Origin of the sequence: uncultured Brevundimonas sp. (assembly GCF_947305955.1) — a bacterium.
In the GTDB taxonomy this organism is placed as follows: domain Bacteria; phylum Pseudomonadota; class Alphaproteobacteria; order Caulobacterales; family Caulobacteraceae; genus Brevundimonas.
Genome location: NZ_CAMZFB010000008.1, coordinates 1 through 20,447 on the forward strand (window position 1 = coordinate 1; position 20,447 = coordinate 20,447).

Genomic DNA, 20,447 nt, shown 5'->3' on the forward strand with positions numbered 1-20,447 from the left:
GCGTCAAATGCACATTTTGGGAATTACACCGTCCTGGTCGCGTGAACGCTTTACGCTGGACGAGGGCCTGAACGAGGCCGTCCGCAAGGTGTTCGTGCAGCTCTATAAAGAGGGCCTGATCTACCGCGCCAAGCGTCTGGTGAACTGGGACCCGCATTTCCAGACCGCCATTTCGGACCTTGAGGTCGAGCAGAAGGAAGTCGACGGTGCGTATTGGCACTTCGCCTATCCGCTGGCCGATGGTGTGACCTATCAACATCCGGTCGCCTTCGACGAAGACGGCAAGCCGACCGAGTTCGAGACCCGCGATTACATCGTGGTCGCCACCACGCGCCCCGAAACCATGCTGGGCGACACCGGCGTGGCCGTTCACCCGAAGGACGAGCGTTACGCTGGCCTCGTTGGCAAGGAAGTCGTCCTGCCGATCACAGGCCGCCGCGTGCCGATCGTGGCCGATGAATACGCCGATCCGGAAAAGGGTTCGGGTGCGGTGAAGATCACCCCTGCGCACGACTTCAACGACTTCCAGGTCGGCAAGCGTGCGGGTCTGCCGGCGCTGAACATCATGGACTCGCTGGCCCGCATCATTGCCGACGAGGTTCCGGAAATTCCGGCCGAATATGTCGGCATGGACCGTTTCGTCGCGCGCAAGGCAATCATCGCCAAAGCCGAGGAAGACGGCTGGCTGAAGGAAATCGAAAAGACCAAGCATCAGGTCCCGCACGGCGACCGTTCGGGGGCTGTCATCGAGCCGTGGCTGACGGACCAGTGGTGGGTCGATGCCAAGACGCTGGCTCAACCGGCGCTGAAGGCCGTTCAGGACGGTGAGACCGTTTTCGAGCCGAAGTCGTACGAAAAAGTCTATTTCGAGTGGCTGAACAATATCGAGCCGTGGTGCGTTTCGCGCCAGCTGTGGTGGGGTCACCAGATCCCGGCCTGGTACGGCCCGAACGGTGAGATCTTCGTCGCCGAGACCGAAGAGGAGGCCCGCGCCGAAGCCGAGGCCCAGCTGGGTGCCGGTGTTGAACTGACGCGCGAAGAGGACGTGCTGGATACGTGGTTCTCGTCGGCGCTGTGGCCGTTCTCGACGATGGGCTGGCCGGAAAAGACCGACGATCTGGCCCGTTTCTATCCGACGTCGGACCTCGTCACCGCCGCCGACATCATCTTCTTCTGGGTTGCCCGCATGATGATGATGGGCAAGCACTTCATGGGCGATGCCCCGTTCAAGCGCGTCATCATCAATGGCCTCGTCCGCGACGAGAAGGGCCAGAAGATGTCGAAGTCCAAGGGCAACGTCATCGACCCGCTGGAGATCGTGGACGAGCTGGGTGCCGACCCGCTGCGCTTCACCATGGCCATCCTGTCGGGCACACGCGACATTAAGTTGTCGAAGCAACGCATTGAAGGTTATCGCAATTTTGGCACGAAGCTGTGGAACGCCGCACGCTTCAGCCAGATGAACGAATGCGCCCGTGTCGAAGGTTTCGATCCGGCCAATGTCCAGCAGACCATCAACCGCTGGATCCGTGGCGAACTGACCAAGGCCGAACGCGCCGTTTCCGAAGCCATCGAAGGCGGCCGTTTCGACGATGCGTCCGGTGCCCTGTACCGCTACATCTGGAACGTCTTCTGCGACTGGTACCTCGAACTGGCCAAGCCGGTGTTCAACGGCTCGGACGAGGCCGCCAAGGCCGAGACCCGCGCCATGACCGCTTGGGTTCTGGACGAGACGCTGAAGCTGCTGCATCCGGTCATGCCGTACATCACCGAAGAGCTGTGGGCCGAACTGGGCAAGTCTGGCCCGTCGCGCGACACCTTGCTGATCGGTGCCAACTGGCCGCAACTGCCGGACAGCTATGTTGACGCTGCCGCAGAGGCCGAGATCGGCTGGCTGGTCGATCTGATCGGTGAACTGCGTGGTCTGCGTGCCGAGATGAACGTGCCGCCGTCGGCCAAGCCGCCGCTGGCCTTCGTCAATCCGGATGCGGAAACGGCTGAGCGTCTGGCGAGTCACCGCGACCTGATCCTGACGCTGGGCCGTGTGTCGTCGGTGGATGCAGCTGATGCCGCGCCCGCCGGTGCTGTGACCTGTGTCTCGGGCGGTTCGACCGTGGCCCTGTCGCTGGCCGATTTCATCGACTTGAGCGCGGAGAAGGCCCGTCTGAACAAGGAAATCGCCGCGTTCGACAGCGATATCGCGCACTACAACAAGAAGCTCGGCAACCCGAACTTTGTGTCGCGCGCTGCACCGGAAGTGGTCGAGGACCAGCGCCAGAAGCTGGCCGATGCCGAAGCTGGCAAGGCCAAGCTGCAGGCCGCACTGGCACGTCTGGAAGCCATGGCGTGAGCCGTATCCGGCTCGACCAACACCTTGTGAACCTTGGACTGGCCGAAAGCCGGTCCAAGGCCAAGGCGGCCATCGAGGCGGGCAATGTCACGGTGGACGGCGAGGTGGCGAAGGCCGCTTCGCTGAAAGTCCTTGAGGACGCCGACATCGGCTATGCCGACGCCCACCGCTGGGTCGGGCGCGGCGCGCTGAAACTGGAACGCGCGTTCCAGCTTTGGTCGCTGGATGTGGCGGGTAAGGTGGCGATGGACGTCGGGGCCTCGACTGGAGGCTTTACCGAGGTCTGTCTGGACCGTGGCGCGGCCAAGGTGTTTGCCGTCGATGTGGGGCAGGGGCAGATGCACTCGCGCATCGCCGCCGACCCGCGCGTCGTGAACCTTGAAAAGACCGATGCCCGCGAGCTGAGCGTGGATCAGATCACGCAGCCGCCGTCCCTGATCGTGTGCGATGCCAGCTTCATCAGCCTGTTGAAGGTGTTGCCCGTTCCGCTGTCGCTGGCGGCGGATGGCGCGCATCTGATGACCTTGGTGAAACCCCAGTTCGAGGCCGACAGCCCGTCGGCCATCGGCAAGAAGGGCATTGTCAAGGACGTGGCGGCCCATGAGGCGGCGGTCAGAAAGGTCCGCGACTGGCTGGAAGCCGAGGGCTGGGCCGTTCAGGGCGTGGCCGACAGCCCCATTGAGGGCGGGGACGGCAACCGCGAGTTCCTGCTCTGGGCGATCAAGCGCTAGGATCGAAGGCTAAAATGAAAGGGCCGCCGGATGTTTCCGGCGGCCCTTAACGCGTCATCGATTACAGGGGGGCTGAGAGTTAGTCGACGACGCGATAGCGTCCGCGCTCGTCCGGGCAGGTGCGGACATAGCGGGTCTCAACACGGCCATCCGGCAGACGGATTTCGCTCTCGGCCAGCTGGCACTCGTCGCGTGCCGGTGCGGGCTGCGGGCGGCCTTGCTCGTAGCTTTCCGGATAGTCGCGGTAATAGTCATAGCCACCGCGCTTGCTGGGGCGACCATCGTCATAGCGGCGATGGGGCGGAGGCGGCGGGGGAGGCGGCGGCGGTGCTTCATAGACCTCTACCGGCATCGGGGCCGAACCGGGGGTGCAGGCCGCGGCGCTGCCACCAACACCGGCACCGACTGCGGCACCCAGAACACCGCCCAGAACAGCACCTTCGCTGCGGCGACCGCTATGGGCGATTTGCGATCCGGCCAGGGCACCGATAGCGGCACCGACGAGACCGCCGGTCGTCTGGCGCTCGCGGGTTTCGCGCAGGCACGGATCATAGGTCGCAGGCGTTCCGGCATAGCCGCCGCCATAAGACTGGGCGGTAGCCACAGCTGGCAGGGCGGTCGCGGCGCAGGCGATGCCTGCCAAGGCGATAGCGGCGGATTTCGTGATCTTGGCGATCATATAATTCAGCTCCCTCACAGGAGCGGCCCATGGGCAGTGGCACGCTCCGAACTTGGGATCAGGCTTAGCTGTACGAATCTGAACAATCGTTGATCACGCCGTTCATCTTCGTTCATTTTGATTCATCTTTGTTTTCGACACGATCCGCAGGTAGAAGCTCCCAATGACGCAGACCCTGACGATCGCCCGTATGGGCCACCACGGCGACGGTATCGCCGATACTCCGAACGGAGCCGTTTTCGTACCCGGTGCCTTGCCCGGCGAAGTCGTGCGCGGCGAGGTGAAGGACGGTCGCGTCGAGAGTTTTGAACTGGTGGAAGCCAGCGCCGACCGCCGCCCGATCTTCTCCGAAGCCTATGCCGAATGCGGCGTGGCGCCTCTCCAGCACTGGGCTGACGCGCCCTATCTGGAATGGAAGCGCGATGTGGTGATCCACACCCTGCAACGCGAGGGGCTGGAGACCGAGGTTGCCGCCACCGTCGCCACGCCTCCGGCCAGCCGCCGCCGCATCGCTCTGCACGCGCGCCGTGGGCCGAATGGCCGCATCTTGCTGGGCTTCAAGGCGCGGCGCTCGTGGCGTCTGGTTGAAATCAACGAATGCCCGATTTCCGATCCGGCGCTGGTGGCGGTGTTTCCGACCCTGCGCCGTATCGCCGATGTTTTCCTGACACATCCCAAGTCGGCCCCGACGCTCCATGCGACCCTGACCGATACCGGCGTGGACGTGGATGTGACGGGCGTGGAGAAACGCTCGGGCGGGCCGTCGGCCGACCAGATTGCGCGGGCGATCTCTGCCGCTGCCGAGGGCGATCTGGCGCGTCTCAGCCTTGATGGCGACACGCTGGTCATGGCGCGTCAGCCGCGCGTGACCTTTGGCCGTGCGTCGGTTCCGATTCCGGCGGGTGGCTTCCTTCAGGCTTCGCCCGCCGCCGAGGCCGCCATGGTCGAGCGCGTGGTCGCGGCGGTAAAGGGCCACAAGAAGGTGGCCGACCTGTTCTGTGGCGCGGGCACCTTTACCTTCCCGCTGGCCGAGGTGGCCTCGGTCACGGCGGCGGATTCGGCGGCGTCCTCCATCGCGGCCATGAAGGCGGCCTTCCCGACGGCCAAGGGTCTGAAGGGGATCGAGGCGCAGGCGCGGGACCTGTTCCGCCGCCCGCTGTCGCCCTATGACCTCAAGGGCTGTGACGCCATTGTTCTGGACCCGCCGCGCGCGGGTGCCCTGGAACAGACTCAGCAATTGCCGGGCACCAAGGCCGACACCATCGTCGGCGTTTCGTGCAATCCGCAGACCTTCGCCCGTGACGCCCGCGTTCTGGTGGATGCAGGCTTCCGGCTGGAAGCCGTGACGCCGATCGACCAGTTCATCTGGTCCACCCACATCGAACTGGTCGGCGTATTCCGCCGCTGACCGCTGCCGAAAGATATTGTGATGACCGATGCACGCGATGACGACATCGACGGCGGTGGCTTCGATTTTGACGATTGGGATCGTCTGAAACCCTTTACAGGCCGCGTGGCGACGCTGGACGACGTGCAGGCCAAGGCGGCGGTATTCGCCCTTGGCGACACCGAGCGTCCCTATCCGCTGGATATGGAACTGCCCCCGCCGGCGATCTGGTGGGACGAGGACGGCGAGAAGCCTGTGGTCATTATTCAGGCCGAGGCGCACACCAACGCCGACGACGAGGAAATGGAAATCCTCGGCCTCATCCTTCCGGATGGCGACGGTGCGGTGGCGCTGATGGAAGACGTGGACTTTGTGGATGCCACCGACGTTACGTGGCGACAGCTGGTCAGCGACTATATCGATCCGTCGGCCGCGAACGACTGAAGATCGAACAGATCGCCCTGCGCCTTCTCGCTGGCGGGAACGCGGAAACGCGAGCAGTCCAGCGGGGGCAGGGGCGTATCCAGGCGATAGCGTTTGCAGGCCGCGCGGAAGCGCGTGGCGATAAGCTCCGCTAAGGGACCTGTTCCCTTCATCCTCTGTGACCAGTCGGGGTCATAGTCACGCCCGCCGCGCGTCTGGCGGACCAGCGACATGACACGCCGTGCCCGATCGGGACGGGCCTGTTCCAGCCATTCGCGGAACAGGTCCTTGATCTCCAGCGGCAGGCGCAGGGTGACATACATGGCACGTGCCGCGCCCGCCTTGGCGGCAGCCTCCAGTACCGCCTCCAGTTCGTGATCGTTCAGGCCGGGAATGACAGGTGCGAACCCGACCGTGACCGGACAGCCCGCATCGGCCAGTCGGCTGATGGTCTCCAGCCGTTTGGCGGGCGTGGCGGCGCGCGGCTCCATCGCGCGGGCCAGCTTGCGGTCCAGCGTGGTGATCGACACGCAGGCGCGGGCAAGTCCTTTGCGTCCCATGCGGCCCAAAATGTCCGCGTCACGCGCCATCAGGGCCGATTTAGATATGATGGACAGCGGGTGGTTGAACCGCTCGAGAACCTCCAGAATGCCGCGCGTCAGCCCTGTCTCGCGGTCCACAGGCTGATAGGGATCGGTATTGCCGCCGATGTGGATCGGCGCGCAGCGATAGCGCGGCTTCTTCAGTTCCTCCGTCAGCAGTTTGGGGGCATTGGGCTTGAAGAAAAGGCGGCTCTCGAAATCCAGCCCCGGTGACAGGCCCATCCATGCGTGGGCGGGGCGGGCGTAGCAATAGATGCAGCCATGCTCACAGCCCCTGTAGGGATTGATCGAGCGGTCGAAGTTGATGTCCGGACTGGTGTTGCGGGTGATGACCGTCCGCGCCGCCTCGGGCGTCAGCGTGGTCCGTAGGGGAGGCGGTGCCTCGTCCCGCGTGTCCCACCCGTCCTCCATCGCTTCGGTGGTCAGGGCCTCATAGCGCCCGCTGGCGTTGGAGCAGGCCCCGCGCCCGCGTGCTGACTGCATCATGATGGAAGGAGCAGAACATACCGAAGTGAACAGAACAAGAACAAAATTTCATCCACCAGCGTAATTTCGCTTGCACCGCGGGTTCGGCAATGTTTAGAACAAATATCGAACATTTAAGTGTGGATTGGAGATCAACCCCATGGCTCGTCGTTTCAAGGATCTTCTGGCGCTGGCTTCGTGCGGCAGCTTCGTCTGGATGGTTTGGCACGCCGCGTTTCTGGTTTCGTGACGCGTCGGCACGTCACGCTTTTGCCGCTGCTTGGGATCATGTACCGACTCCGTGCATAAGCAGTCTGCGGTCGTTTGCGCCGCGAGTTTGGAGCAGTCCAGGTGACCGACGCCACTGAAACCGCCGGCTTTGTCCATCTGCGGGTCCGAAGCGCCTATTCCCTGCTGGAAGGGGCGATCAAGGCCAGCAAGATCGGCAGCATGGCGGCGGGTATGGGTATGCCCGCGGTGGCGATCGCCGACCGTTCCAACCTGTTCGGCGCGCTGGAGTTCAGCCAGTACACCAAGGACGCGGGCGTCCAGCCGATCGTCGGTTGCGCCCTTCCGGTTTTCGGCATCGGTGGCCGCAAGCCCGAACGCTGGTCCAAGGTACCGACCATCATGTTGCTGGCGCAGAACCAGCAGGGATGGTTGAACCTGTGCGCCCTGTCTTCGTCCTCCTTCCTCGACACCATCGACATGCCCGAGGCGGGCGTGCCGTGGGAACTGGTGGCCGAGCGTTCCGAAGGGCTGATCCTGCTGTCGGGTGGTCCTGACGGTCCTGTCGATCCGCTGCTCGCGGCGGGCAAGTCGGATGAGGGCGCTGCCGCCCTTGCGGAAATGAAGCGCGTTTTCGGCGACCGCTTCTATGTCGAGCTGCAACGCCACAACCTGCCGGAAGAGGCCGCCGCTGAGGGTGGACTTGTCGGCTGGGCCTATGAGAACGACGTGCCGCTGGTAGCGACCAACGACGTCTATTACGGTAAGGCCGAGCAGGCGAAGGCGCATGACGCCCTGCTGTGTATTTCAGACGGTGCCTTTGTCGGTCAGGAAGAGCGCCGCCGCGTTACGGGCGAGCATTGGTTCAAATCGCCCGAGGATATGCGGGCGCTGTTCGCTGACTTGCCGGAAGCCTGCGACAATACGCTGGAAGTGGCGCGGCGCTGCGCCTTCCTGACCCAGACCCACAAACCCATTCTGCCCAGCTTCAATACGGGCGAAGGCCGTTCCGAGGCCGACGAAATGGCGCACCAGGCCCGCGAGGGGCTGAAGATGCGCCTGTCGCGGCACCAGCATTATGCGCCGGAGCAGGACTATTGGGACCGTCTGGAGTGGGAGATCGGGATCATCCAGCAGATGGGGTTCCCGGGCTACTTCCTGATCGTGTCGGACTTCATCAAGTGGGCGAAGCTGCACCACATTCCGGTCGGCCCGGGCCGTGGTTCGGGGGCGGGCTCGCTGGTGGCGTGGGCGCTGACGATTACCGACCTCGACCCGCTGCGTTTCGGCCTGCTGTTCGAGCGCTTCCTGAACCCCGAACGCGTATCGATGCCCGACTTCGATATCGACTTCTGTCAGGAGCGTCGCGAAGAGGTCATCGCCTACGTCCAGAACCACTACGGTTTCGACCGCGTGGCGCAGATCATCACCTTCGGTACGCTGCAGGCGCGTGTGGTGCTGCGCGACGTGGGCCGCGTGATGCAACTGCCGTTCGGTCAGGTGGACCGACTGGCCAAGATGGTTCCGGCCAACCCCGCCAATCCGGTGACGCTGGCGCAGGCCATCGAGCTGGAACCGCGCCTGCGCGAAGCCCGCGATAACGAGGCGGCGGTCAAGGCGCTGCTGGATACCTCGCTGGAGCTGGAAGGGCTTTACCGCAACTGTTCGACGCACGCCGCCGGTGTGGTTATCGGCGACCGTCCGCTGACCGAGCTGGTGCCGCTTTATCAGGATCCGCGTTCGACCATTCCGGCGTCGCAGTTCAACATGAAGTGGGTCGAGCCGGCCGGTCTGGTGAAGTTCGACTTCCTTGGCCTCAAGACCCTGACGGTTCTGGACCGCGCCAAGGGCTTCCTGGAGCGTCGCGGTCAGGCTCCGGAATGGAACCTCATCCCGCTGGATGACGAAAAGACCTATGAACTGATGGCCTCGGGCCAGACGGTCGGCGTGTTCCAGCTGGAATCGCAGGGCATGCGCGACACGCTGCGCAAGATGCGATGCGGCTCGATCGAAGAGATCACCGCTCTGATCTCGCTGTACCGCCCCGGCCCGATGGAGATGATCGACACCTATATCGACCGTAAATTCGGTCGTGCCGAGGTCGATTACCTGCACCCCAGCCTGAAGGAAGTCCTGACCGAGACCTACGGCGTCATCATCTATCAGGAACAGGTGATGAAGATCGCCCAGATCCTGGCAGGGTACAGCCTGGGCGAAGCCGACCTTCTGCGTCGCGCCATGGGTAAGAAGAAGAAGGAGGAGATGGATTTCCAGCGCCTCCGCTTCGTGAAGGGCGCTTCGGAAAAGGGCGTGCCGGAAGAACAGTCCGGCTCCATCTTCGACCTTGTGGCTAAGTTCGCGGGCTACGGCTTCAACAAATCGCACGCCGCCGCCTATGCGCTGATCTCGTTCTGGACGGGCTGGCTGAAGGCCAACCATCCGGTCGAGTTCTTCGCCGCGTCCATGAGCCTTGATCTGTCGAACACCGACAAGCTGGCCGTCTTCTATCAGGACTGCCGCCGCTTCGAGATTCCGGTGCTGGCGCCCGACATCAACCGTTCGTCCGCCGACTTCGACGTCTCGTGGGAGGATGGCAAGGGCAGCGTGCTCTATGCGCTGGGGGCTATCCGCAACGTGGGCCTCGAAGCCATGAAGCACGTGGTCGAGGTGCGGAACGAGACGGGACCGTTCAAGGATATCTTCGACTTCCTCGAACGCGTCGATCCCAAGGTCGTCAACAAACGCGCGCTGGAAGGTCTGGCGCGGGCAGGGGCGTTTGACAGCATCCACCCGAACCGCCGCCAGCTGTTCGAGCAGGCCGATGTTCTTGTCGCGTATTGTCAGAGCGTCGCGGCCGAACGCGCCTCGGCGCAGGTCAGCCTGTTCGGTGCCGATCAGGCGTCCGCCGCCCGTCCGCGCCTACGTGCCGTCGAGCCGTGGGCCGGACCGGATAAGCTGGATCAGGAACTGTCGGCGGTCGGCTTCTATCTGTCGGGCCACCCGCTGGAGGAACTGACGCCGGCGCTGAAGCGCAAGCGGGTCACCTTCGTGGCCGAGGCGACCGGACTGGCGGAGGCTGGACATGAAGCCTTCCAGATGGCTGGTGTCGTGCGCCGTAAACAGGAGCGTCCGAACAAGAACGGCGAGAAATTCGCCTTCGTCAGCTTCTCCGACCCGACGGGCGAGTTTGAATGTCTGTTCCCGCCCGAACAGCTGCGCCGTTGCCGCGACATCCTTGAGGTCGGCTCCGCCGTGCTGGTCAAGGTCCGCGCCAAGGCGTCGGATGGTGAGGTCCGCTTCTTTGGTGACGACGCCAGCCGCATGGATGTGCTGCTGGACGATGCCAACATCGGCCTGCGCGTGATTGTGTCGGCAGGCTCTTCCGATCCAGAGGCGCTGAAGTCCCGTCTAGAGCGCGCCCGTTCGCAAGGGAAGGGCGGGGAGGTCTGGATCCAGACGACCCTGCAAGGCCGCACCGAGGTCGAGGTGAAGCTGCCGGGTCGCTATCGTCTGGATGCCGCCCTGCGTGGTGCCCTTAAAACAGTGCCGGGTGTCGTGATGCTCGAGGATGCCTGATCCGGCGTCGCGGCAATGTCTTTGACGGACTTGAGTTTTCTTGGCGCTGCCTCTTGCGTTTTTGCCCGTCGGGGCGTAGAGGGGCGGCGCACTTCGCACGTGGGTGAGGCGCGGTTGGGGAGAAATCCCGACCTGCTCCGTTCCGAGGGACCGTACGTCCTTTAATCACCCGCGCTAGGTTTGATCGGAAAAAGGATAATACGATCATGGCTCTGCCTGAATTCTCGATGCGCACCCTGCTGGAAGCTGGCGCTCACTTTGGTCACCAGACGCACCGCTGGAACCCGAAGATGGAACGCTACATCTTCGGTTCGCGCTCGAACATCCACATCATCGACCTGTCGCAAACCATGCCGCTGATGCACCAGGCTCTGGTTGCTGTTCGCGACGTGGCTGCCAAGGGCGGTCGTGTTCTGTTCGTTGGTACCAAGCGTCAAGCTGCTGATCCGGTCGCTCAAGCTGCCAAGCGCTGCGCCCAGTACTACATGAACAACCGTTGGCTCGGCGGTACGTTGACCAACTGGCGCACCGTTTCGGGTTCGATCCAGCGTCTGCGCGAACTGGAAGGCATTCTGGAAAGCGGCGAAGGCCGTAACAAGAAAGAACTGCTGACCCTGCAACGCGAGAAGGACAAGCTGGAGCTGTCGCTGGGCGGCATCAAGGACATGGGTTCGGTTCCGGACATCATGTTCGTGATCGACACCAACAAGGAATCGATCGCGATCCAAGAAGCTCGCAAGCTGAACATCCCGATCATCGCTATCCTGGACACCAACTCGGATCCGGACGGCATCACCTATCCGGTCCCGGGTAACGACGACGCCGCTCGCGCCATCCAAACCTACTGCGACCTGATCGCCGACGCCGTTCTGGACGGTCTGGCTGCTGGTGCTGCTGCCCAAGGTATCGACCTGGGTGCTCTGGAAGCTCCGGTCGAGCCGGCTCTGGCTGCCGAAGAAGCTCCGGCTGCTGAAGAAGCTGCTCAAGGCTGATTTCTGACGGTTCGTCCCTATATAGGGGCGAACTCACGTCAAACCGACATGCGGCCGGGCTAATGGTCCGGCCGCTCAATCGAATTTCAGGAGAAGAACATGGCCGAGATCACTGCCGCCCTCGTGAAGGAACTTCGCGAGCGTTCGGGCGTCGGCATGATGGACTGCAAGAAGGCCTTGCAGGAAAACGACGGTAACATCGAAGCCGCCATCGACTGGCTGCGCGCCAAGGGCCTGTCCAAGGCCGCCAAGAAGGCTGACCGCGTCGCTGCTGAAGGCGTTGTTGCTGTTGCAACCGAAGAAAACGGCGCTGGCGAAACCGCTGCTGCCATCGAGTTCAACGCTGAAACCGACTTCGTTGCCCGTAACGACCTGTTCCAGACCGCAGCCAAGCAATTCGCTCAGCTGGCTCTGAAGAACGAAGGCGTTGAAGCCATCTCGGCTGCTACGCTGGAAAACGGCCGTACCGTTTCTGACGAAATCACCCAGCTGATCGCCACCATCGGCGAGAACATGACTCTGCGTCGTTCGGCCCGTCTGTCGGTCGAGCAAGGCGCTGTAGCTTCGTACGTCCACAACGCTGTGTCGCCGGGCGTCGGCCGCATCGGCGTGCTGGTCGCCATCGAAGGCGCTGGTGACAAGGCTGCTGTCCGTGAACTGGGCCGCAAGATCGCCATGCACGTTGCGGCTACCGCTCCGCTGGCTCTGGACACCTCGGACCTCGATCCGGCCGCTATCGAGAAGGAACGTGCCGTTCTGATCGAAAAGGCCAAGGAAGAAGGCCGTCCGGAAGCCATGATCGAAAAGATCGTGGAAGGCCAAATCAACAAGTTCCAAAAGGAAGTTGTTCTGTCGAAGCAGCCGTTCGTGATGGATCCGGACGTGACTGTCGAGCAGCTGGTTGCCAACACCGGTAAGGAACTGGGCGCTGAGCTGAAGCTGGCTGGCTTCGTGCGTCTGGCTCTGGGTGAAGGCGTCGAGAAGGCCGACACTCCGGACTTCGCTGCTGAAGTCGCCTCGATGACGGGCGGCAACTAAGCCAAAAAATCTTCCTTATTGGGAAGATAGAGTTAAAAGGGCGCGTTCGGCTTTGAAGGCTGACGCGCCCTTCGCTTATGATGGATCCGCCGATTCCTTTTTCGCGCGGATGCGTGACACTATTTCTACGGATGATTGCCGCATGACCGACGCCACTCCTGACTTCCGCTACAAGCGCGTTCTTCTGAAGGTTTCGGGTGAGGTGCTGATGGGCGATCAGGCCTATGGCATCGACACCAAGACGGTGGATGTCGTGGCGGCGGCCGTTGCGGCTGTGGCGCGTCAGGGCGTTGAAATCTGCCTCGTGATCGGCGGCGGCAACATCTTCCGTGGCCTGTCCAAGGCAGCCGAGGGCATGGACCGTGCCCAGGCCGACTATATGGGCATGCTGGCCACCATCATGAACGCGCTGGCCATGCAGGGCGCGCTGGAAAAGATCGGCATCGAAACCCGCGTCCAGAGCGCCATTCCGATGGCCGCCATCGCCGAACCCTACATCCGCCGCAAGGCCCTGCGTCACCTTGAAAAGGGCCGCGTGGTGATCTTTGCCGCTGGCGTGGGCGCACCGTTCTTCACCACGGATTCGGGCGCGGCTCTGCGCGCTGCGGAAATGGGCTGCGACGCTTTGCTCAAGGGCACCAGCGTTGACGGCGTCTATACCGCCGATCCGAAAAAGGACCCGACCGCGACCCGTTACGAGACCCTGAGCTATCAGGACGTGCTGGCCAAGGACCTGCGCGTCATGGATGCCTCGGCGATTGCTCTGATGCGTGACAGCGGCGTGCCGATTGTTGTCTTCTCCATCCGCGAAGAAGGCTCGCTGATGAAAACCCTGACGGGCGAAGGTACCTTCACCGTCATCACCAATAAGCCGGCTTAATCCGGCACGAACGACCTTTAGGACCAATCCTCATGGCGAAACCTGATCTCAAAGTTTTCCGCGACCGCATGGACAAGTCGGTCAACTCCCTGAAGGACGACTATGCCGGCCTGCGTACGGGCCGCGCCAACTCGGGCCTGCTGGATCCGGTGATGGTCGAGGCCTATGGCTCGATGTCGCCGCTGAACGCTGTGGCGGCCGTTTCGGTGCCGGAACCGCGCATGATCTCGGTCAACGTATGGGACCGTGGCATGGTGGTTTCGGTCGAGAAGGCCATCCGCGCTGCCGGTCTGGGCCTGAATCCGGTCGTTGACGGCCAGACCCTGCGTATCCCGATCCCGCCGCTGACCGAAGAGCGCCGTAAGGAGCTGGTGAAGCTGGCTGGCAAGTACGCCGAGGACAAGAAGATCGCCGTCCGTAACGTCCGCCGCGACGCCAACGACGAGCTGAAGAAGGCCGAAAAGGCCGGCGAAATCAGCCAGGACGATCAAAAGAAGATGGAAGCCGAGGTCCAGAAGGACACCGACGCCGCCGTCAAGCGCATCGACGAGATCTTCAAGGCCAAGGAAGTCGAGATCATGCAGGTCTAACCCGACCTGCACCTTCTCGTTTCTTTTAGGACCAGTGCCTGATGTCGGCCTCAACCGCTTCACATGACCGCCAGCCACTGCATGTGGCCATCATTATGGACGGTAACGGTCGATGGGCCGAGCGCAGGGGTGTGCCCCGTGCGCTGGGTCACCGCGAGGGCGTTCAGGCACTGCGTCGCACCATCAAGGCGGCACCGGAACTGGGCATCCAATGCCTGACCATTTTCGGTTTCTCGACCGAGAACTGGAACCGGCCCGCCGACGAGGTTTCCGACCTCATGGGGTTGCTGCACAAATTCGTGGGTGCAGACCTCAAGCGGCTCGATCAGGAAGGTGTCCGGATCAAGGTTCTGGGTCGCCGCAAGGGCCTGTCCCGCGACATCATCGAAACGATCGAAAAGGCCGAGCGTCAGACCGCGGGCAATGACCGTTTCCTTTTGCAGGTGGCCTTCAACTATGGCGCTCATGCCGATCTGGTCGATGCCGCCCAGGTGCTGATCGACCGCGCGGCAGAGCAGGGGCGTTTCGAGCTGACCGAGCAGGTACTGGCTGAGCAGTTGTCCACCCGAGACGCGCCCCCTGTAGACCTGATTATCCGGACATCCGGCGAGCAAAGGCTGTCGAACTTCCTTTTGTGGGAAGCCGCCTATGCCGAACTGGTTTTCCAACCGATTCTGTGGCCTGACTACGGGCCCGAGGCGCTGAAAGCCGCCGTTGAAGAGTTTTCCTGCCGCGAGCGCCGGTTTGGCGGCCGCGAAGTCGTAGAGGGCCACGTGACGGCTTCAGCTGAGAAAGCGGGTTCGTAATGGCCCTCAAACCCAAGGATATTGCCCTACGAGCGGCCTCTGCGCTGGTGCTGGCCCCCGCGGCCGTATTGGCCATGTGGGCGGGCGGCGTTTGGTTCTCCGCGCTGATCTTTGCCGCAGGCATGCTGCTGGCCTTTGAATGGGCACGTATGAGCGAGCCGCGCGACTGGAAGGTCGTGGGCATGGCCGTGACGGCGGGCGTGGTTGCGCCGCTGGTGGCGGCACATGTCGGGCTGATGTCGCTAGCGTTTGTGCTCCTTGTATTCGGTGCGGCTGCGGCGGGCCTGATCGCCCATCGTCGGGGCGGCGAGGGGCTGGATGCCGCCTATGGCGTGCTCTACCTCGGCTGGCCCTGTATCCTGCTGATCTGGCTGCGGGCGTCCAACTCCGAACAGGGGCTGTACTGGACCGTTCTGGTCTTCACCGTCGCATGGGCTGCCGACATTCTGGCCTATCTGGTAGGCAGTGCGGTGGGCGGGCCAAAGCTGTGGCCCAAGTTTTCGCCCAACAAGACATGGTCCGGTTTCATCGGTGGGCTTCTGGCAGGCATGATCGCTGGCTCGGCCATGGCGGCATGGCTGGATATGGGCGCGCTGAATTTCATCTGGGGCGGCGTTCTGGGCCTGACTGCAGCACTGGCGACCATGGGCGGCGACCTTTGGGAATCCGCGCTCAAGCGCCGTTTCGGGGTCAAGGATGCGGGTAACCTGATCCCCGGCCACGGCGGTCTGCTGGATCGCGTGGACGGTTTGATGTTCGCCGTTGTTGTTGTTTCGATCGGTCGCCTGATCGTGATCCTGATTGGGGGTCACGGGTGATCAGCCGTCGCGTCAGTGTTCTGGGCTCGACCGGCTCGGTCGGCACCTCCACGCTCGAACTCATGGAAGCCGCCGAGGCGACCGGATCGGGCCGTTTTGAGGTCGAGGTTCTGACGGGCGGGCGCAACGTCGAAAAGCTGGCGGAGCAATGCCGCCGCTGGAAGCCCAAGCTGGTGGTGATCGCTGACGAGAGCCGCCGCGAGTCTCTGTCCGCTGCTTTGGCGGGTACCGAAACCGAGGTGGCCGCCGGTGCGTCGGCCATTGTGGAAGCCGCGACGCGCCCCGCTGATTGGGTGATGGCCTCCATCGTCGGTGCAGCCGGGCTGCGCTCCGCGTGGGCCGCGGCTTCGACGGGGGCGACGCTGGCGCTGGCGAACAAGGAAAGTCTCGTCTGCTGCGGTCCGGCCTTGTTGGATCGTGTGGCGAAGTCTGGCGGCCGGATCATCCCCGTAGACTCCGAACACTCAGCCATTTTTCAGGTTTTTACAGCCGAGCGTCCCGAACGGATTGAACGGCTGATCCTCACGGCGTCGGGCGGTCCTTTCCGCCAAACGCCGCTGGAAGCGATGCGGTCCATCACGCCCGAACAGGCGGTGGCGCACCCCAACTGGTCGATGGGCGCAAAGATTTCCGTCGACAGCGCATCGATGGCCAACAAGGGCCTCGAACTGATCGAGGCGGCCTATCTGTTCGGTATGCCGCAATCGAAGATCGATGTGGTGATTCACCCTGAATCCATCGTGCATAGCCTTGTCGAATACGTGGACGGCTCGACGCTGGCCCAGCTCGGCCCGCCCGACATGAAGACGCCGATTGCGTGCGCACTGTCTTGGCCGGACCGCATGCCGTGGCCTGCCAAGAAGCTGGACCTTGCCACTATCGGCAAGCTGACGTTCGAGGCTCCCGACACCCAGCGTTTCCCTGCGCTCAAGCTGGCCCGCGAGGCACTTGAGGCAGGCGGCGTTTCGCCCATCGTTTTCAACGCGGCGAACGAGGTCGCTGCGTTCGCGTTCCTTGACCGACGATTGGCATTTCTAAATATTGCCGCAGTCATCACCGAAACCCTTGAACGGGCTGACAGTGTTGGCTTGGCGATCGGCGACGGTGACGCGGCTGAATCGGCATTGGCGGTGGACGAAGCTGCCCGTGCGATTGCGCGTGATATCGTCAAATCGCTCGATCTAGCGGCCTAGCGCCGCGCTTTGAGACTGGAGACCGGATGATCGGCTTTTTGGGCCAATTGGTCACCTATATAGTGCCGTTTCTGGTCGTGCTCACGGTTGTCGTCACGATCCACGAACTCGGTCACTTCCTGACGGCGCGCGCCTTTGGCGTGAAGATCGAACGGTTCGCCATCGGCTTCGGCCGGGCGATCTTTTCGCGCAACGACCGTCATGGTGTCGAATGGCGCGTTGGCTGGCTTCCGCTGGGTGGCTACGTCAAGTTTGCTGGCGATCTGGACGATACGGGTGTTCCCGATCAGGCCGGTCTGGCCCAGCTCCGTGAACGGATCGTCGCCCAGCACGGCGCGGGTGCCGAGCGCGACTATCTGTATTTCAAGCCGATCTGGCAGCGTGCTCTGGTGGTTGCGGGTGGCCCGCTGGCCAACTTCCTGCTGGCCATTGTCATCTTTACATTCCTTTTCTCCGTCGTCGGCGTGATGCAGCGTCCGGCGCGGGTGGTGAACATCCTGCCGGAATCTCCGGCGGCTGTGGCGGGCTTCCAGTCGGGCGATCTAATCACCCACGTCAACGGCAAGCTGATCGAGGACAGTAGCGAGGTGGTTCGCTTTGTCGCTCTGTCCAGCGGCACGCCGGTCGCCTTTACCGTCGAACGGGCAGGGGAAGTTATCTCGCTGAATGCGACGCCCGAGCGCGCCGTGGTCCAGGATCCTATCGGTGGGCGTGTCTCCATGGGCCGACTGGGGGTCGAACTGGGATCGACCCGCGCCGATGCGCGTCACGTCCGCTATTCGCCGGTCGCCGCAGTCGCGAAGGGCGCGGAGGAAATCCGCGACATTCTGGGGACCACGCTGAAATATATCGGCCGCATTTTCATGGGCCGCGAGAGCGGTGACCAGTTCAGCGGCCCTCTGGGAATCGCCCGTGCTTCGGGCGCTTTGACCAATGCTGCGGTGTCGGTTGACCCCGATCCGCGTGCGGCGGCCATCAACCTGGTACTGACGCTAACCAGTTTTGCCGCCATACTTTCGGTCGGAATCGGTTTTCTAAATCTTTTGCCGATTCCTGTTCTGGATGGGGGACATTTGATGTTCTATGCTTACGAGGCTGTGGCACGTCGCCCTCTGGACGCCCGAATCCAGGCCGCTGGTTATAGAGTTGGACTTGCCATGTTGGCCTGTTTGATGTTGTTCGCCACTTGGAACGACTTACAGAAGCTGAATATCTTCAAATTCCTTGGCGGGCTCGTCGCGTGAGTCGAGACCTGCCCCTAAGGACATCCCGAATGATCGACCTGATGAACCGAACTTCTAATCGCGCGCGTATCCTGGGTCCGAGTGGGATCGCTCTTGTCGTGGCCGCTGGCCTGGCGACACCGGCGTTCGCACAGCAGGCTGCGCCTGCAGCGGCTCCTGCGGCCGAGGCTACGCCTCAGGTTGTTGTTGAAGATGTTGAGCGTGCCCGCGTTAACCGCATTCTGGTGACCGGTAACCAGCGTATCGACCAGACGACCGTGCTGTCGTACCTGCCGATCCAGCCGGGTGACATCGTCGATCCGGTGACGTTCGACGTCGCGGTCCGCACTCTGTACCGCACCAACCTGTTTGCGAACGTTCAGCTGGGTCTTCAGCCGAATGGCGATCTGGTGATCGAGGTGGTCGAAAACCCGATCATCAACCAGGTGACCTTCGAGGGTAACAAGGCCCTCACCGAGAAGAAGCTTCGCGACGAAGTCTCGATCAACCCGCGCGGCATCTATACCCGCGCCCGCGTTCAGGAAGACGTGGGTAAGATCGTCGAACTGTACCGTCTGGCAGGCCGTATCTCGGCAACCGTGACCCCGCGTCTGGTCCAGCTGGAGCAGAACCGCGTCGACGTCGTGTTCGAGATCGATGAAGGTCCGGAAAGCGGCATCTCGGGCATCACCTTCCTCGGCAACCGCGCCTTCTCGGATGCGGACCTGCGCGAAGTGATGGTGACCCAGACCTCGCGCTGGTGGCGTCTGTTCTCGTCGAACGACAACTACGACCCGAACCGTCTGGACTATGACCGCGAGCAGCTGCGTAAATTCTATACGAACCGTGGCTACTACGACTTCACCATCCGTTCGTCGGTTGCCGAGCTGAAGCCGGACAACAGCGCCTTTGCGGTGACCATCACCGTGGACGAAGGCGACAAGTACAACTTCGGCGAAGTGAAGGTGGTCACCGAGAGCGACCGTCTGAACGCCGACTTCCTGACGGCACTGCTGCCGATCCGCTCGGGCGACCTGTACCAGAGCGACCGCATCGAAGCCGCCGTCGATACCCTGACCTTCGCGGCCGGTTCGGCGGGTTATGCCTTCGTCGACATCAACCCGACCTATCGCGCCAATCCGGATACTGACACCGTCGACGTGACCTTCAACGTCCGCGAAGGCGCTCGCGTTTATGTGGACCGCATCAATGTGGTGGGCAACACCCGCACGCTGGATACGGTCATCCGTCGCGAAATGATGCTGGGCGAGGGCGATGCCTTCAACCGCTCGCTGCTGGAACGCTCGCGTAACAACCTGCGCGCCCTCGGCTTCTTTAAGGACGTGAAGATCGAAGAGACCCGTGGCTCGGCCCCGGACCGCTCGATCGTTAACGTGACCGTCGAAGAACAGCCGACCGGCGAACTGTCGGTGGGCGCTGGCTTCAGCTCGTTCGACAGCTTCACCCTGAACCTCGGCGTGACCGAGCGTAACTTCCGTGGTCGTGGCCAGAACATCGTGGCTCGCGCCGAATGGGGTTCGATCCGTCAGAACATCGACTTCCGCTTCACCGAGCCGAAGTTCATGGGCCGTGATGTGGCCGCCGGTTTCGACCTGTTCCACACCCGTCTGGACCTCAGCGAGTACTCTTCGTACGACTACCGCTCGACCGGTGCGGGCGTGCGTCTGACCTATCCGCTGAACAACTACACCCGTCTGAGCCTGCGCTACTTCATCAAGGACGATGAAGTGATGGTGCCGAACAGCTATTGCTCGAACGCGGGCATGGGCTCGTCGGCCCTCTGCGACCAGATCGGTGCCTATCTGAACTCGTCGGCGGGCTACACCCTGTTTGTTGACCGCCGTAACGATCCGGTCCGTCCGACCCGTGGCTGGACCACGGCTCTGCGTCAGGACTTCGCCGGCATCGGCGGTGACGTGAACTACATCAAGACCGAACTCGACGGTGCCTACTACTATGGCATCCGTCCGGAATGGGTCGTCAGTGTTCAGGGCTCCGTCGGCTATGTCGCGGGTTGGGCTGGTGACTCGATCCGCATTAACGACCGCTTCTTCAAGGGCGGCCAAAGCTTCCGTGGCTTTGAAACGGCCGGCATGGGCCCGCGTGACCTGAGCACGACCGACGCTCTGGGCGGGAACTTCTATGCGATTGGTACCGTTGAACTGACCGTACCGAACGGCCTGCCAGAACAGTATGGCATCAAGACCAGCCTGTTCGCCGACGTGGGTACGCTGGGCCAACTGGACGACCGTTATCTAGTCAACGCACAAGGTATGCCGAACGCCAACATCGTCGACGACATGGCTCTGCGCGCCGCCGCGGGCCTCAGCATCCACTGGCGTTCGCCGATGGGCCCGATCCGTTTCGACCTGTCGAAGGTCCTCTCGAAGGAAGACTACGACAAGACCGAAACCTTCCGTTTCTCGACTTCAACCCAGTTCTAAA

General features: G+C 62.7%; 16 protein-coding genes. 14 read left to right on the forward strand and 2 right to left on the reverse strand.

Annotated features, from left to right (window positions below):
- A partial coding sequence (locus Q0Y42_RS03535; protein WP_297800245.1) for a valine--tRNA ligase occupies positions 1–2,350 on the forward strand: 2,350 nt, incomplete at its 5' end.
- Positions 2,347–3,081 carry a TlyA family RNA methyltransferase gene (locus Q0Y42_RS03540; RefSeq protein ID WP_297800247.1) on the forward strand — a complete coding sequence of 245 codons (735 nt, stop codon included), beginning with the start codon at positions 2,347–2,349 and terminating at the stop codon, positions 3,079–3,081. The genes Q0Y42_RS03535 and Q0Y42_RS03540, both read left to right, overlap by 4 nt.
- Before the next feature lie 79 nt (positions 3,082–3,160).
- Here the strand turns inward: Q0Y42_RS03540 and Q0Y42_RS03545 are convergent, their stop codons facing one another.
- Positions 3,161–3,760, reverse strand: a complete 600-nt coding sequence (locus Q0Y42_RS03545) for a hypothetical protein (RefSeq protein ID WP_297800249.1) — start codon at positions 3,758–3,760, stop codon at positions 3,161–3,163.
- Positions 3,761–3,923: 163 nt separating this feature from the next.
- Here Q0Y42_RS03545 and Q0Y42_RS03550 point away from each other — a divergent pair, with 163 nt between their 5' ends.
- Together Q0Y42_RS03550 and Q0Y42_RS03555 are read left to right on the forward strand one after the other, a co-directional pair.
- On the forward strand, positions 3,924–5,168 hold the full coding sequence (locus tag Q0Y42_RS03550; RefSeq protein WP_297800251.1) for a class I SAM-dependent RNA methyltransferase: 1,245 nt from the start codon (positions 3,924–3,926) through the stop codon (positions 5,166–5,168).
- A 21-nt stretch (positions 5,169–5,189) separates the two neighbouring features.
- Positions 5,190–5,591 (forward strand): hypothetical protein, encoded by a 402-nt coding sequence (locus Q0Y42_RS03555; protein WP_297800253.1) that lies wholly within the window; start codon positions 5,190–5,192, stop codon positions 5,589–5,591.
- Here the strand turns inward: Q0Y42_RS03555 and Q0Y42_RS03560 are convergent.
- Positions 5,561–6,658, reverse strand: coding sequence for a PA0069 family radical SAM protein (locus Q0Y42_RS03560; RefSeq protein ID WP_297800255.1), 1,098 nt, complete (start codon positions 6,656–6,658; stop codon positions 5,561–5,563). The genes Q0Y42_RS03555 and Q0Y42_RS03560 overlap by 31 nt on opposite strands.
- A gap of 330 nt (positions 6,659–6,988) precedes the next feature.
- On the opposite strand from Q0Y42_RS03560, the gene dnaE reads away from it, so the two are divergent.
- The 10 genes from dnaE (at position 6,989) to bamA (ending at position 20,446) form a co-directional block, all read left to right on the forward strand.
- Positions 6,989–10,441, forward strand: coding sequence for a DNA polymerase III subunit alpha (dnaE, locus tag Q0Y42_RS03565; RefSeq protein ID WP_297800257.1), 3,453 nt, complete (start codon positions 6,989–6,991; stop codon positions 10,439–10,441).
- Positions 10,442–10,647: 206 nt separating this feature from the next.
- Positions 10,648–11,433, forward strand: a complete 786-nt coding sequence (rpsB, locus tag Q0Y42_RS03570; RefSeq protein ID WP_297800259.1) for a 30S ribosomal protein S2 — start codon at positions 10,648–10,650, stop codon at positions 11,431–11,433.
- Positions 11,434–11,532: 99 nt separating this feature from the next.
- Complete coding sequence (tsf, locus tag Q0Y42_RS03575; protein ID WP_297800261.1) at positions 11,533–12,471, forward strand: translation elongation factor Ts; 939 nt, start codon at positions 11,533–11,535, stop codon at positions 12,469–12,471.
- A gap of 142 nt (positions 12,472–12,613) precedes the next feature.
- Positions 12,614–13,351, forward strand: a complete 738-nt coding sequence (pyrH, locus tag Q0Y42_RS03580) for a UMP kinase (protein ID WP_297800264.1) — start codon at positions 12,614–12,616, stop codon at positions 13,349–13,351.
- 32 nt (positions 13,352–13,383) lie between these two features.
- Positions 13,384–13,941 (forward strand): ribosome recycling factor, encoded by a 558-nt coding sequence (frr, locus tag Q0Y42_RS03585; protein WP_297800265.1) that lies wholly within the window; start codon positions 13,384–13,386, stop codon positions 13,939–13,941.
- Between the two features lie 41 nt (positions 13,942–13,982).
- The gene (uppS, locus tag Q0Y42_RS03590) at positions 13,983–14,747 is read left to right on the forward strand and encodes a polyprenyl diphosphate synthase (RefSeq protein ID WP_297800267.1); all 765 of its coding nucleotides are present in this window, start codon (positions 13,983–13,985) and stop codon (positions 14,745–14,747) included.
- Positions 14,747–15,565, forward strand: a complete 819-nt coding sequence (locus tag Q0Y42_RS03595) for a phosphatidate cytidylyltransferase (protein WP_297800269.1) — start codon at positions 14,747–14,749, stop codon at positions 15,563–15,565. Before uppS ends, Q0Y42_RS03595 begins: the two co-directional genes overlap by 1 nt.
- Positions 15,562–16,758 carry a 1-deoxy-D-xylulose-5-phosphate reductoisomerase gene (gene dxr / locus Q0Y42_RS03600; RefSeq protein WP_297800271.1) on the forward strand — a complete coding sequence of 399 codons (1,197 nt, stop codon included), beginning with the start codon at positions 15,562–15,564 and terminating at the stop codon, positions 16,756–16,758. The genes Q0Y42_RS03595 and dxr overlap by 4 nt, the downstream gene beginning before the upstream one ends.
- Before the next feature lie 26 nt (positions 16,759–16,784).
- Complete coding sequence (locus Q0Y42_RS03605) at positions 16,785–18,002, forward strand: RIP metalloprotease (protein ID WP_297800273.1); 1,218 nt, start codon at positions 16,785–16,787, stop codon at positions 18,000–18,002.
- A 41-nt stretch (positions 18,003–18,043) separates the two neighbouring features.
- Complete coding sequence (gene bamA, locus Q0Y42_RS03610; RefSeq protein ID WP_297800276.1) at positions 18,044–20,446, forward strand: outer membrane protein assembly factor BamA; 2,403 nt, start codon at positions 18,044–18,046, stop codon at positions 20,444–20,446.
- Position 20,447: the final 1 nt, after the last annotated feature.

What these genes read in the sequence shown, in the direction of transcription:
- Q0Y42_RS03545 (WP_297800249.1), bottom strand. Translation starts at nt 3,760, where the DNA reads ATGATCGCCAAGATCACGAAATCCGCCGCTATCGCCTTGGCAGGCATC.
- Q0Y42_RS03550 (WP_297800251.1), top strand. Translation starts at nt 3,924, where the DNA reads ATGACGCAGACCCTGACGATCGCCCGTATGGGCCACCACGGCGACGGT.
- Q0Y42_RS03555 (WP_297800253.1), top strand. Translation starts at nt 5,190, where the DNA reads ATGACCGATGCACGCGATGACGACATCGACGGCGGTGGCTTCGATTTT.
- Q0Y42_RS03560 (WP_297800255.1), bottom strand. Translation starts at nt 6,658, where the DNA reads ATGATGCAGTCAGCACGCGGGCGCGGGGCCTGCTCCAACGCCAGCGGG.
- rpsB (WP_297800259.1), top strand. Translation starts at nt 10,648, where the DNA reads ATGGCTCTGCCTGAATTCTCGATGCGCACCCTGCTGGAAGCTGGCGCT.
- tsf (WP_297800261.1), top strand. Translation starts at nt 11,533, where the DNA reads ATGGCCGAGATCACTGCCGCCCTCGTGAAGGAACTTCGCGAGCGTTCG.
- pyrH (WP_297800264.1), top strand. Translation starts at nt 12,614, where the DNA reads ATGACCGACGCCACTCCTGACTTCCGCTACAAGCGCGTTCTTCTGAAG.
- frr (WP_297800265.1), top strand. Translation starts at nt 13,384, where the DNA reads ATGGCGAAACCTGATCTCAAAGTTTTCCGCGACCGCATGGACAAGTCG.
- uppS (WP_297800267.1), top strand. Translation starts at nt 13,983, where the DNA reads ATGTCGGCCTCAACCGCTTCACATGACCGCCAGCCACTGCATGTGGCC.
- Q0Y42_RS03595 (WP_297800269.1), top strand. Translation starts at nt 14,747, where the DNA reads ATGGCCCTCAAACCCAAGGATATTGCCCTACGAGCGGCCTCTGCGCTG.
- Q0Y42_RS03605 (WP_297800273.1), top strand. Translation starts at nt 16,785, where the DNA reads ATGATCGGCTTTTTGGGCCAATTGGTCACCTATATAGTGCCGTTTCTG.
- bamA (WP_297800276.1), top strand. Translation starts at nt 18,044, where the DNA reads ATGAACCGAACTTCTAATCGCGCGCGTATCCTGGGTCCGAGTGGGATC.